This window comes from Sphingobacterium cellulitidis, assembly GCF_043187465.1.
GTDB lineage: Bacteria > Bacteroidota > Bacteroidia > Sphingobacteriales > Sphingobacteriaceae > Sphingobacterium > Sphingobacterium cellulitidis.
In genome coordinates, this window is record NZ_CP171136.1 from 1,748,325 (window position 1) to 1,760,973 (window position 12,649).

Below are 12,649 nucleotides of genomic sequence, written 5' to 3' on the forward strand. Positions count from 1 at the left end.
TCTGAAAATTAAGCTTGTGGCGGCTGCCAGATGTTTTCTTGGTATTTGGTTACCAATGGATATTCCTTTTCTTGAGGTTCCGTATGATTGAATGTTTCCGCCGGTTTTTCCAATTGGAAGATATGGAAACTAGCAGCAGTCAATGAAATTCCACAACAAGAACAGGTACAAAACGGAGTACAGCTATCTGAAGAACCATCTGTATCTTCTTTCTCATGGTTTTGATGACTGATCTTACTATGGTCATGTGTATGTATTTCCCCAATATGATCACTGCATGGAATTAGGGTTAAGACCAAGACATAAATCATTAATATGGAAGATAAATACTTCATTAATACAAATATAAAAATTAATCTCAATTCAGAAATCTGGCAAAAATTAACTTCAGTTTTGAAATACAAAAGCACCTTATCCAATAATCTTAATTCTTGGGACTATTTTTTTGGTCTCAAAATTTATACATATTCTAGACTAAATTTTTAGTAATTTAAATCATTATAAATCTGATTCAAAGTAAATTATTGTATAACAACCTGAATCCATTGTTGATTTTCATGGGTTAGGGTAATAAAGTGTTAATATTGGTCAATCTAGTTTTAGCTTGTCTATTAATTCTAATTTATTTTTACAGTGAAGGACAAGATGCATGATTGTCTGAATGATAAACCTAATAATCAAGAAGTAATATAAACCCGAAATGAAAAGGAAATTATTAGTTATTTCTGCTTTGGCTGTGCTGATTGTAACGGTTGGTTTTTTTACTGTACATAATCGTGAGGAAGTGGATTTTAGTAATGATGTCAAACCAATCTTAAACAAACATTGTATTTCATGTCATGGGGGGGTGAAGAAGAATGGGGACTTGAGTTTTTTGTTTGAAGAAGAAGCATTTGCGAATGCCAAATCTGGTGAACCTGCTATTATCCGTGGCGATGCTGAACATAGTAATTTAATTAAGCGTTTGTTGGAGGATGATCCTGAATTAAGGATGCCTTATAATGCCGCAAAATTGGATGATGAAGAAATTGATATTCTGCGAAAATGGATCGACCAAGGGGCTAAATGGGGTAAACACTGGGCTTATGAATTACCTGAGACGGTGGAAGTACCTAAGTCATTCTCTTTTGCTTCCTTGTTTGGCTTTAAACCAGATGGAATCTCAAATAATATCGATTACTTTATTCAAGATAAATTAGATGAAAAAGGCCTTTCATTTGCCGAAGAGGCTGATAAAGAAACCTTGCTGAGAAGGCTGTACCTAGACCTGACTGGAGTTCCTCCAAGTCTTGCTGAAGTAAATTCATTTATTAATGATAAAAGTGAGGATGCCTATGAAAAACGTATCGATAGCTTGTTGGCTTCTGAACAATATGGTGAAAAATGGGCTTCATGGTGGCTGGATATGGCGAGATATGCCGATACCAAAGGTTACGAAAAGGATGTGTCTAGGCAAATCTGGGAATATAGAGATTGGGTAATCAAGGCTTTTAACAAGGATATGCCCTATGATCAGTTCACCATTGAGCAATTGGCCGGTGATTTATTGCCTGAACCTAGCAAAGATCAATTAATTGCTACAGCCTTTCATAGAAATACCATGAATAATGATGAAGGTGGTACCGATAGTGAGGAATTCCGTGTTGCCGCTGTCTTGGACCGTGTCAACACAACTTACCAAGTATGGCTAAGTACCACATTTGAATGCGTTCAATGCCATAGTCATACCTATGACCCATTTAAGTTTGAGGAATATTATAAATCTGTCGCCTTTTTTAATAATACGCGCGACGAAGATACAGAAGGTGATCACCCAAGGTTAAGATTCTATGGTGAAGCCGACCAATTACGTGTGGACAGTATTAAAACCTGGCTTAGTAAATACGGAAATGAAAAACTATTGTATTCCACCGATTTATTCTTGAAAAGCTTGGAACCCAAAATCCATGCTCATTATTCAGATCGATTGGTCAATGCAGCTTTGTATGATACCAAATGGTTAGGGGTTAGAAATGGTGGTAATGCAAGATTACGAGATATTCAGCTGGATGGGAAAAAGTTGATTTACTTGAATTACTGGACCGGTAATACGGGTGGTAAACTGGAAATCCATAAAGATACTATTGGTGGTGGAATCATCGCTGAAATCGATCTTCCTAATACTAATGGTAGACAGGTTATTCAAGCTCCAATTGCTGAAGTTGCAGGAAGACATGATTTATACTTGGTTTTTAAGAATCCTAACTTAGGTAAAGATCAGCCTGTTTGTATGATTGAATGGTTTGCATTCCGGGAACCATTTCCAAATACGGATGCGCCTAATTCAGAGCACATTCAAAAAAGTATCCTTCAATTGGTAAATACGAATCCTTCATCAGTACCGATCATGATTGAGAATCCCAAAGAGATGAGGCGTACAACGCATGTTTTCGAAAGAGGAAACCGATTGGCTCTAGGGGATGTCGTGGAACCAAAAGTTCCGGAAACCTTGAATCCGTTTCCAAAGAATGCTCCTAATAATCGTCTAGGTTTTGCGCAATGGTTGGTAGCTAAGGACAATCCGCTTACGGCTAGAACAGTAGTGAATAGGGTATGGGCTCAAATTTTTGGAAGAGGACTCGTTGAACCATTAGGCGATATGGGAACCCAAAGTATTCCGCCAATCCATCGTGAATTATTGGATTATTTGGCTTTGGACCTGATGCATGAAAAGAATTGGAGTATCAAATCCTTGATTAAGGATATGGTACTTTCATCCACGTATAAACAATCTTCTAGTCTGAAATCCAAAGACGCTCAGAAAGATCCTGAAAATTACTATTTAGCCAGGGGGCCGAGATTTAGATTATCAGCCGAACAAATTCGTGACCAGGCATTGACGGTGAGTGGTTTATTGAGCAATAAAATGTTCGGACCGAGTGTGATGCCTTATCAACCTGATGGGGTATGGATGACGGTTTACAGCGGGGAAGCATGGAAAAAGAGCGAAGGCGAGGACCAATTCAGAAGAGGAATCTATACCTTCTTGAAACGTACTAGTCCTTATCCTTCCTTTATTTCTTTTGATGCTTCCAGTAGGGAGGTTTGTTTGGTGGATAGAATCCGAACCAATACTCCTTTACAAGCCTTGACGACCTTGAATGATCCAGTTTATATTGAAGCAGCAAAAAGTCTTGCATCAATAATGAAAAAGGAAGGCAAGGGTGATCTGAAAAATAGTATTGCCGCTGGTTACCAGCATACCATGTTTAGAAAACTTTCTGAGGATAAATTAATTGCTCTTGAAAAGCTCTATGCGCAGGCCTTGGAGAATTTTGAAAAGAGACCGGGTGAAGCAGAAAAATTTATGGGGGAGAACCATAAGGCTGCAAATCGTAATGAATTATTAACAGATGCTGCTTTTACATTGGTAGCAAATGCATTATTGAATTTAGATGAATTTTTAACCAAATCATAAGAGGATGAAAGATTTTGATAGGTTGGTAAAAGAAGCATACCATAAACAATTACAGGCAGAAACTAGGAGACATTTTCTAAAGAAATGTGTCGCTGGAATTGGTAGTATTGCTTTAGGTAGCATGATGGCAAATTGTATAGGTCCTCTTTCCTCTGGCAAGGCTGATGAGGTTGATTTGAATTCATTGAACCCATTGAGTCCGCGAGCGCCACATTTTGCTGGAAAAGCCAAGAATGTTATTTATTTACACATGGCTGGAGCACCATCGCAGCTAGAATTATTCGATTATAAACCAGCCTTACAGAAATTGCATGATCAGCCATGTCCGGAGTCTTTATTAGCAGGAAAAACCTTCGCCTTTATTCGGGGAGTTCCTAAAATGTTAGGTCCTCAGGCTACTTTTAAGCAATATGGCCAAAGTGGTGCCTGGGTTTCTGACCATTTACCTCATTTTAGCAAGGTGGTTGATGAAGTTAGTTTCTTGAAGGCAGTACATACCGATCAGTTTAACCATGGACCTGCACAATTATTTATGCATACGGGGAGTGCCCGATTGGGAAGACCAAGCATCGGTTCTTGGGTAACTTACGGATTGGGTTCTGAAAATAGCAATCTCCCGGGCTTTGTGGTGCTGACTTCAGGCGGTAAAACGCCGGATGCCGGAAAAAGTGTTTGGGGAAGTGGGTTCTTGCCTTCTGTTTATCAGGGAGTTCAATGTCGATCTAAGGGTGATCCTGTTTTATATATTGCAGATCCCGAAGGAATGGACCGCGATTTAAAACGCAATGCTATCGACGCTATCAATACCGTTAATAAAGAAGAGTTTGAGACCTTTAAAGATCCTGAAACCTTATCCAGAATTGCCCAATATGAAATGGCTTATAAAATGCAGGTTGCGGTTCCTGAAGTGATGGATATCAATAATGAACCTGAATATATCCATGAATTATATGGGACAGAACCAGGAAAGGAATCCTTTGCCAACAATTGCCTTTTAGCCAGAAAACTGGTGGAAAAAGGAGTTCGTTTTGTGCAATTATTTGATTGGGGCTGGGATAGTCATGGTACAAATCCTGCAGATTCAATTGACTTAGGTTTTCGAAATAAATGTCGTGAAATTGATCGTCCAATGACCGCTTTGATCATGGACTTGAAACAACGCGGACTCTTGGAAGAAACCCTAGTCGTATGGGGTGGGGAATTTGGAAGAACGCCAATGCAGGAAAATCGGGATAATAATGATATGCCATTTTTAGGCAGAGACCACCATACCGATGCATACACCATTTGGATGGCTGGTGGAGGAATCCGAAATGGAATCAGCTATGGTGAAACGGATGAAATTGGTTTTACTGGTGTTAGTGGTCGATCTTCAGTACATGATGTACATGCCACCATGCTCCATTTATTGGGGTTTGATCATGAAAAGTTTACCTATGAATTTCAAGGAAGACCTTTCCGGTTGACCGATGTAGAAGGTGTTGTAATCAAGGATATTATTTAATCATAAAATGAGATTAATTTACTGCTTATTTATCGTATTGGCATGCCATTGGAATGTCCTGTTGGGACAATCCAATTCCAAGTTGGACATAAAATATTATTGTACTAATTGGGGAATGACTGATTCTTGGGAGGTCTTTTCCAAAAAAGTAAAGGCTGCTGGATATGATGGTGTTGAAACCTGGTTGTCAGGCTCCGAAGCTGAAAGAAAGGAAATGTTAACCGCTTTGAAAAATAATAATCTTAGCCTTGGGATTTTAGCAGGTGGTGGAGGTAAGGATTTTGAGTCTTACTATGAATCTTTTCGTAATAGCCTCAATGAAGCCATTCAAATAAAACCTGATTATATTAATTGCCACACGGGAAAAGACTATTACAGTTTTGAACAGAATAAAAAATTAATTCAATTAGGTTTTGAGATTAGTAAGCTGTCCGGTATTCCGGTTTACCATGAAACTCATCGCGGAAGATTTAGTTTCGCAGCGAATATTACTAAAGAATATCTAAGTAAAATCCCTGAATTAACGCTAGCTCTGGATATCTCGCATTGGTGTGTAGTTCATGAATCCTTACTATCAGATCAGAAGGAAGCCGTTGATTTGGCCTTATCGCGAACAGGACATGTCCATACACGAGTGGGACATCCTGAAGGCCCTCAAGTAAATGATCCTGCAGCTCCCGAATGGAAAGCTGCTCTTGACCAGCACCTCGCTTGGTGGGATAAAATTGTTGAACTGCATAAAAAACAAGGAAAAAAGACATTAACTATGTGCATGGAATTTGGACCAGCTGGATACCTGCCAACCTTACCATATACTCAACAGCCTGTGGCTGATCAATGGACAATTAATAAATATATGTTAGACCTCCTGAAAAATAGATACCAATCGTTATGATTTTTTTTGAAGAGTTAGGTTCATTTATCGGGAGATTTCATCCTATATTAGTTCACTTGCCGATTGGAATGCTGGTACTGGCATTTATAATGGCCCTTATTGGAAAATTTCAAAAGAGTGAGGAATTCAACCCAGCAATTCGTTTTTCATTATTGGTGGGTGCGGTTGCAGCAATAGTTGCTGCAGTGACAGGATTTCTCCTATCGAATGATGGCGGTTATGATGAAGATGTATTGGAATTTCATGAGAAACTGGGAATTGCCGTAGCAATCGTTAGTAGTTTTACTTATGTACTCTATAAAAATGAAGTTTCCAAAACAGATAAACTTGCAAAACTACGGTCTCAACGATTCTTGTTTCTTGGAATTATCGTTCTCCTATTAGGTTTTACGGGTCATTTCGGCGGAACATTAACCCATGGAAAAGGTTATATCAAAGATGCTTTGCCAACCGCAATCAAGGACTTTATGGGTGTTGAACCTGAAGAGAATGAAATTTTGCCTTTGGAAAATGTACAAAATGCTCATGTGTACAATGAAGTGATCCAACCTATTTTTCAAGCCAGGTGTCAGAGCTGTCATGGGGAGAAAAAGCAGGAGGGAGGCTTTGCCTTGAACAATAAGGAGAATCTCATCAAGGGTGGAGACTCGGGAGAATTGTTAATTAAAGGGAACAAAGATAAAAGTGAATTATATGCTAGATTAATCCTGCCGGAAGGCCATGAAGATAGAATGCCGCCTAAGGGAAGGAAGCCAATTACCCAGGACCAAATCAAATTGATTGCTTGGTGGATCGACTCAGGACTTTCTTTCGAGCATAAAGTAAGTGAGATTCAGCAAAACCCGGAGATTGCCGCCATCCTAAAAAAACTTGAAAGTCCTGCAGAAAGTGAGGAAAGTGAAGTATTATACGCCAGTTTACCAGAAGCTCCGTCCTTACCAGAAAACAAAATCAATGATTGGCAGGCAAAAGGGATAAAAATCTTACCAGTCTCAGCGGGAAATAATTATGTTGTTGTCAATGCCATCAATTATCCTGAATTAACAGATAAAGAATTGGAGGAATTGATGCAAATCAAAGAAAATATTGTTCAACTAAAATTAGGACATACTAAGATCACGGATCAGAGTTTAAAGCAAATAGCGGAAATGCCTAACTTGATGCGCTTACATCTGGAATATACTGGAATTAGTGACCAAGGTCTTGCTTTGCTAAAAACTGCACCTCAATTAAACTATATCAATCTAGTGGGCACAAAAGTTTCAGAACAAGGAATTACACAGTTGAATTCAATCAAATCACTGAGTAATATTTATGCTTTTCAAACTGATGTTAAGTTTAATCCAGAGGCGAAAAAAACTAATGGAAAATCAAAAATCGATACCGGAAACTATAATTTACCATTCTTAGAATCTGATACCATTAAGTATTAATTGTTTTTTATAAAATTCACCATTAGCAAAAGGCATTTTTCGGAACTGACGTTTTTTGTTGCATACGCTGATCTACTGTTAAAGATTAAGGAGTCTCCTTCTTCCAGTTGAATCGTACGATCCGCAAATATGTACTCAATCTGCCCTTGGATGGCATATTGAAAAACGAAAGCATCGGATTTAATAGCTGTATTCTCTACCATAGGAGCTATTTGTAATAATACTATATCAACATTGTGGCTTTCAATATTGCTATTTAATATTCGTTGGTAGTCGAAACCAATACTATGTTGTTCGTTTTCAAAATGGCTATACTCATCTTTCTTAATGACAAGTACTATTCCTTGCTCTCTTGCACCTTTAAAATCTTCAAAAAATTCATCAAGATCAATTTGAAGCGAATTAATGATGTTGATTAAAACCAATAGCGAAGGAACGGTTCTGTTATTTTCTATTTGAGAGATTAATCCTTTACTCACCCCAGCTTGATTAGCCAACGCTTGGATAGTAATACCTTTCTGCTTCCTGATTTCTTTTATTTTACTACTTATTTTGAAAATAGTGCGATCCTGCATAGCCTTAATTTATTAATAAGAACGCAACAAAGTTAATCTTATTAAAGAAAATTAGATCGTAATTGCTATGTTTTTAGTGAAATAAATTAAATGATAATATATTGTTAACAATTGCTAGCTGCAATGAATTAATAATATTAAGTAATAATTGTTTTGATATAAATCGTATTATCCTAGCTGTTAATCGTTTTTGTATGTATTTAGGACATCAAATAAGGTTTTGGAGTTTATTGGTTTAGTCAGGTATTCAATATATTGATACTCGTCTTTTCTATTTTGTCGATCTGTAATGCAAATCGATGAACTTATGATATAAATTCGAACAGTTTTCTCCGGAAATAGCTTTTCTTCACGGATGGTTTTCATTAATTCCCAACCATTCATCAATGGCATGTTAATATCAATAAACAGGAATTGCGGATAACTACTTGCATTATTCGCATTATTTCTAAAATATTCAGCCGCAATTATTCCATCAGAGAAAATCTTTAACTCAATTTTTTTATGAGGGTAATTCTCCATGTATTTTTTGAAGAGGTAGCAAAAAATGGAATCATCATCTACTAATGCAACCTTTATGGTATCATTCATAATTATTCGGCTTTGATCGTATTTGGTAAATTGATAATGATTTCATTACCGTATTCAACATCTCTGGAAATTAGGATGTTACCACCAAAATTCTGGATTTGTTGTTTTGCCATATGTAAATCTAACAATGTATTTTCATCTACCTCCAAATCATTCGATTCTAACTCTCTTTCAATCCCAAAACAACGTATTGATTCACAGTTGTTTTTAACAATTAATTGAATATTATTATTTACAATTTTAGTAGCTATTTTTATGGCAATTTCTTTATTGGACTGGCCCCCCTTTAAACTTTCTGAGATAAGATAAAGAATGATGTTGTAGAAATAGATTGCTGGAAAAGCAATTTCCTTGACTTCAAAATCACATGCTATCACCAATTTTTTACTCTCAATCTTAGATTGAAAATGGAGTAGGAGGTGCTGGCAGATTTCCTCCATATTAGAAATCTGAAAAAGTGAATCATTGGAATTCTGAATTTCTAAGCTCTCAATAAGTCGATCAAATAAATTCAGGAATTTAGTATTGCTTTGTTTTAGGTATTTAATTAATATCTCTTTCTCTCTAGGATCAGTTTCTTCAATCAATTGGCCAATAATCATTTCAATATTACTGATTGGTGTCCGCAAATTATGGGTAAGAATCTGATTATAGGCTTCTAATTGGTTTACTTTTACTTTTAATTCATAATTCCTTTTTTCCAACAAAATATTTTGCTGATTAAGCTTAATCTCATTGTTTTTGAATAAGGAAAGATCCTGAATTTGACAGAGAAAGTAAATAAGTTTTCCTGAAACATCCCGAATGGAAGAAATATTGATTAGGCAACAAATCGGACGATCATCCTTTCCAATGCAGCTTGCCTCAATAATAGTTTTTTCTTTAATCCCGTCTTTTACTTCTTCCATCGCCGTTTTTACATATTCTAAATGATCGGGGTCGATGAAGGAGGTTAGCTTTTTCTCTAACATTTCTTCGGCTTCCGGATAGCCCAACATATCCTGTAATTCTTGATTATATTCAATCACTTTCAATTTACTGCTCAAGAGGAGCATCCCAATGGAAGAGTTCTTGAACGCTCTGTTGAACTTTTCTTCCTTGATTTGAATATTTGAAAAAAGCCTTTGGTCGCGGGTAATATTGGTGATAATAATTAAAAGTCGGTCGGATACATCATCGATTATTCTTGTTTTTAATTTATACCATTGTTCAGATTCAATCTTAAATGGTGACCTGTATTTTAGGGAATAACCTTTGCGTTTGCTAAAGGACTTGTTTAGGATATAAAAAATGCTTCTATAAAATTCTTCAGGAAACAATTCTTCAATGGTCTTATTGATGAAGTTCTCCTTTTCAAAAAATAATTCCTCCGGTGTAGAGGTCCAACAATTCAAAATCCTACCATCTTGATCGATTTCAAAGATGATATCATCGATGGACGAAATGAGTTGGTCATAATCTTTCAGTCTTCTTTTCAGCGCGTTTATTTCGTCTTCTGCGTTTTGAATTTTCATTTCAATTAAGCAATTGTCCAGTTTTATTCTGGTAGATGTGATAATTAGTGTGAGATATTTTAGTGTTCCTTGTGAGGTTTTTAGAAAACCTATACCAGAATTATAGTAAAGATAAAGAAATTTTTGTTCCTGACTCCATGAAAAATCCCTAATATCGATACATTATCGTTTAAATTTTATTAAATAAGATTAAAAAAAGTGCTAACTTGTGCCTGTTAACCTGAGTATATAATCATGATGACACTTACTATTAATAAACACAATTATTAAATCTAAATCGTGGTAATGCGTTCTTTTGTAAGGGTTTTGTTGAAAATTAACTGCAAAATTTTTATACGTACTACCAGTGTAAGATTGAATTTATGCATTTGTGAATGAATAAATGCGAGGAAAATGAGGGGTTATTTTATTTTATGAGTTTAAGAAATTTTAATTCATTTAATAATATTAACCGATGTCATTGTAAATGATATTTTCATCTCTTAATTGGAGGCGACATTGGAATCGACAGAAAAAGCATCCTATTCATTGAAAAATGTATGAAGAACCAAACCAGATTTGTCATAGAACATTTATTGTTCGAACGAGAACTATAGAATTAAGGTAATTTTTCAATTAACAGTGTTGGTTTTTATAAGCTGATTGTGTCAATAAATTAACTGATATGACGACAAGGATGTTAGTGTGATGCTGGCAATATTAGCTTTAAAATAAATTTTATATTATTTATTAAAAATAGCCGAAGGAAAAGTGACATTAATTTTAAAAAATGGTAGACCTGTTGTAAGGTTAAGGGCATTTAGAGCAATAGATGACCCTGAAACTTGTTTACGATTTATCAAAGGTCATGAACACGTTTTGACCTCAATTGGCGTCAAGAAAGTTACCTCTTCAAAGGATGAATGGATGTTCAATCCTGCATCTTTTGTGTTGATTGTTGAATCGTTGGATGGAGAAAATGTTTATGGTGGGGCTCGAATTCACGTAGCCGGAGGAACCCAAGCACTCCCTATTGAGGAAGCCACCGGAAAAATGGACCCCAAAATTTTTGATTTAGTATGGTCTTATGCCCAAGAAGGAACGGGCGAAGGCTGTGGACTTTGGAATTCCCGAGAAATTGCGGGCTATGGGATTGGAAGTATATTTCTAACTCGAGCAGCAATCGCCATTGCACCAAGAATTGGTTTAAAAACACTCTTTGCACTCTGTGCTCCATATACCATTAATTTAACGAAAGCTGTCGGGTATCGACAAGAATTTGGGGTTGGCAATAATGGAACATTCTATTATCCTAAATTAGACCTTTTGGCGACTACGATGGTTTTGGATGATGTTGTGAATGTACCCACCGCGTCGGAGGAAGACCGAAATGCCATTCTTTCCTTAAGGGAATTAGCCGTAGGACCTCGAATCGAAGTCCTCCGAAACAAAGAAATCGAAATCCATTACGACCTTAGTCTGAATGATTTAAAGGATTGGAACTTACAGGAAATTATCCATATGGCTGATGGCCCTAGGTCCTTAGACCAAGGTTTAAATCCTGACGAAGTAAATATTTTATAATTAATTATGAAAGCTCTAATAGCCGACTCCAAAAATATTTTCAAACCCATATTTTTTGATAAATCGAAACCTGGGGACGCCAAAGAAATTCAAGATCTTATTGATGCCAATGAGATCGTTTTTATTCAGGATGAATTTGAACGTCAGGTTCGCGACCTCTTCGTTTGTCGAAATCCTACTTCTGAAAAAAATGAAGAACAATTTCAGGCATTTCTTCGTTTATTCAGTAAAAATCAACCTTTGGAAGAATTGGGAGCATGGGTGTTTTACCCGTGGAGGAAAACTTTAGTACACATTTTGAATCGTCAAGATTTTATCGAGGTAAGAACAAACCGCAATAAGTTAAAAATTTCTCAAGAGGAGCAAGATCTCCTTGCCACTAAAACCATTGGTATTTTAGGTCTGTCGGTTGGACAATCTGTGGCCTTGACGATAGCTATGGAGCGTGGTTGTGGTAAACTAAAACTGGCAGATTTTGATAGTCTGGACCTGAGTAATCTGAATAGATTGCGGGCCGGTGTTTTCCATCTTGGAACCCCGAAAGTTATTCTGGCGGCAAGGGAAATCTTTGAAATTGATCCTTACCTGGAAATTGAAATCTTTCCTGAAGGAGTACATGCTGATAATTTCGAAGACTTTTTACTTGGCGATCAAAAGTTAGACCTATTGATTGAAGTCTGTGATAGTTTTGAAGTCAAGGTCGATAGTAGACTTCGTGCTCGTTCTTTAGGAATTCCGGTAATTATGGAAACCAATGATAGAGCTATGTTAGATATTGAGCGATTTGATTTAAATCCCAATTTACAAATCTTTCACGGACTGGTAGGGGACCTTTCTCTGGAAGAAGTTAAGGCCTTGGATCCTAATTCGCGAATGGGAATTCTCATGAAAATTGTCAATGCGAAGGATTTGTCCCAAAGGATGAAAGATTCTTTGCCGGAACTTGGGAAATCGCTGAAATCATGGCCTCAATTGGCCTCAGAAGTTATTTTAGGTGGTGGAATCTCCGCATGGGCTTCAAGGAAATTATTATTGAATCAAACCCTAAATTCAGGTAGGTATTACGTGGATTTAGAAAAGATTCTAAGTGCGAATAGTACTAATTAACACGTGGATA

The 12,649-nt window shown here is 36.7% G+C and carries 10 protein-coding genes; 6 read left to right on the forward strand and 4 right to left on the reverse strand.

The annotated features are described in order from the left end of the window. Positions 1-8 precede the first annotated feature (8 nt). Positions 9-335 (reverse strand): DUF6660 family protein, encoded by a 327-nt coding sequence (locus tag ACF3OC_RS07605; protein WP_141202087.1) that lies wholly within the window; start codon positions 333-335, stop codon positions 9-11. A 365-nt stretch (positions 336-700) separates the two neighbouring features. On the opposite strand from ACF3OC_RS07605, the gene ACF3OC_RS07610 reads away from it, so the two are divergent. Genes ACF3OC_RS07610 through ACF3OC_RS07625 form a run of 4 tightly spaced genes read left to right on the forward strand, consistent with a single transcriptional unit; the run spans position 701 to position 7,289 of the window. Then, positions 701-3,457: a DUF1553 domain-containing protein gene (locus ACF3OC_RS07610; protein ID WP_094281464.1), complete on the forward strand. Its 2,757-nt coding sequence runs from the start codon at positions 701-703 to the stop codon at positions 3,455-3,457. Between the two features lie 4 nt (positions 3,458-3,461). Beyond that, the gene (locus ACF3OC_RS07615; RefSeq protein ID WP_094257040.1) at positions 3,462-4,961 is read left to right on the forward strand and encodes a DUF1501 domain-containing protein; all 1,500 of its coding nucleotides are present in this window, start codon (positions 3,462-3,464) and stop codon (positions 4,959-4,961) included. A gap of 7 nt (positions 4,962-4,968) precedes the next feature. Further along, positions 4,969-5,856, forward strand: coding sequence for a sugar phosphate isomerase/epimerase (locus tag ACF3OC_RS07620; RefSeq protein ID WP_094281466.1), 888 nt, complete (start codon positions 4,969-4,971; stop codon positions 5,854-5,856). Beyond that, positions 5,853-7,289, forward strand: a complete 1,437-nt coding sequence (locus ACF3OC_RS07625; RefSeq protein ID WP_094281468.1) for a DUF2231 domain-containing protein — start codon at positions 5,853-5,855, stop codon at positions 7,287-7,289. The genes ACF3OC_RS07620 and ACF3OC_RS07625 overlap by 4 nt, the downstream gene beginning before the upstream one ends. Here the strand turns inward: ACF3OC_RS07625 and ACF3OC_RS07630 are convergent. From ACF3OC_RS07630 to ACF3OC_RS07640, 3 genes are all read right to left on the reverse strand, one after another. Beyond that, positions 7,286-7,864, reverse strand: coding sequence for a helix-turn-helix domain-containing protein (locus ACF3OC_RS07630; protein ID WP_094281470.1), 579 nt, complete (start codon positions 7,862-7,864; stop codon positions 7,286-7,288). The two genes, ACF3OC_RS07625 and ACF3OC_RS07630, sit on opposite strands and share 4 nt — an antisense overlap. A 180-nt stretch (positions 7,865-8,044) precedes the next feature. Beyond that, positions 8,045-8,455 (reverse strand): response regulator, encoded by a 411-nt coding sequence (locus ACF3OC_RS07635; RefSeq protein WP_094257044.1) that lies wholly within the window; start codon positions 8,453-8,455, stop codon positions 8,045-8,047. A gap of 2 nt (positions 8,456-8,457) precedes the next feature. Continuing rightward, positions 8,458-9,969, reverse strand: a complete 1,512-nt coding sequence (locus ACF3OC_RS07640; protein WP_094281472.1) for a PAS domain-containing sensor histidine kinase — start codon at positions 9,967-9,969, stop codon at positions 8,458-8,460. Positions 9,970-10,719: 750 nt separating this feature from the next. Here ACF3OC_RS07640 and ACF3OC_RS07645 point away from each other — a divergent pair. Next, positions 10,720-11,532, forward strand: a complete 813-nt coding sequence (locus ACF3OC_RS07645; RefSeq protein ID WP_229678272.1) for a hypothetical protein — start codon at positions 10,720-10,722, stop codon at positions 11,530-11,532. A 6-nt stretch (positions 11,533-11,538) separates the two neighbouring features. Further along, on the forward strand, positions 11,539-12,639 hold the full coding sequence (locus tag ACF3OC_RS07650; protein ID WP_094281474.1) for a ThiF family adenylyltransferase: 1,101 nt from the start codon (positions 11,539-11,541) through the stop codon (positions 12,637-12,639). Positions 12,640-12,649: the final 10 nt, after the last annotated feature.

Coding starts and splice junctions, on each gene's coding strand:
- ACF3OC_RS07605 (WP_141202087.1), bottom strand. CDS start 335: ATGAAGTATTTATCTTCCATATTAATGATTTATGTCTTGGTCTTAACC.
- ACF3OC_RS07610 (WP_094281464.1), top strand. CDS start 701: ATGAAAAGGAAATTATTAGTTATTTCTGCTTTGGCTGTGCTGATTGTA.
- ACF3OC_RS07615 (WP_094257040.1), top strand. CDS start 3,462: ATGAAAGATTTTGATAGGTTGGTAAAAGAAGCATACCATAAACAATTA.
- ACF3OC_RS07620 (WP_094281466.1), top strand. CDS start 4,969: ATGAGATTAATTTACTGCTTATTTATCGTATTGGCATGCCATTGGAAT.
- ACF3OC_RS07625 (WP_094281468.1), top strand. CDS start 5,853: ATGATTTTTTTTGAAGAGTTAGGTTCATTTATCGGGAGATTTCATCCT.
- ACF3OC_RS07630 (WP_094281470.1), bottom strand. CDS start 7,864: ATGCAGGATCGCACTATTTTCAAAATAAGTAGTAAAATAAAAGAAATC.
- ACF3OC_RS07635 (WP_094257044.1), bottom strand. CDS start 8,455: ATGAATGATACCATAAAGGTTGCATTAGTAGATGATGATTCCATTTTT.
- ACF3OC_RS07640 (WP_094281472.1), bottom strand. CDS start 9,969: ATGAAAATTCAAAACGCAGAAGACGAAATAAACGCGCTGAAAAGAAGA.
- ACF3OC_RS07650 (WP_094281474.1), top strand. CDS start 11,539: ATGAAAGCTCTAATAGCCGACTCCAAAAATATTTTCAAACCCATATTT.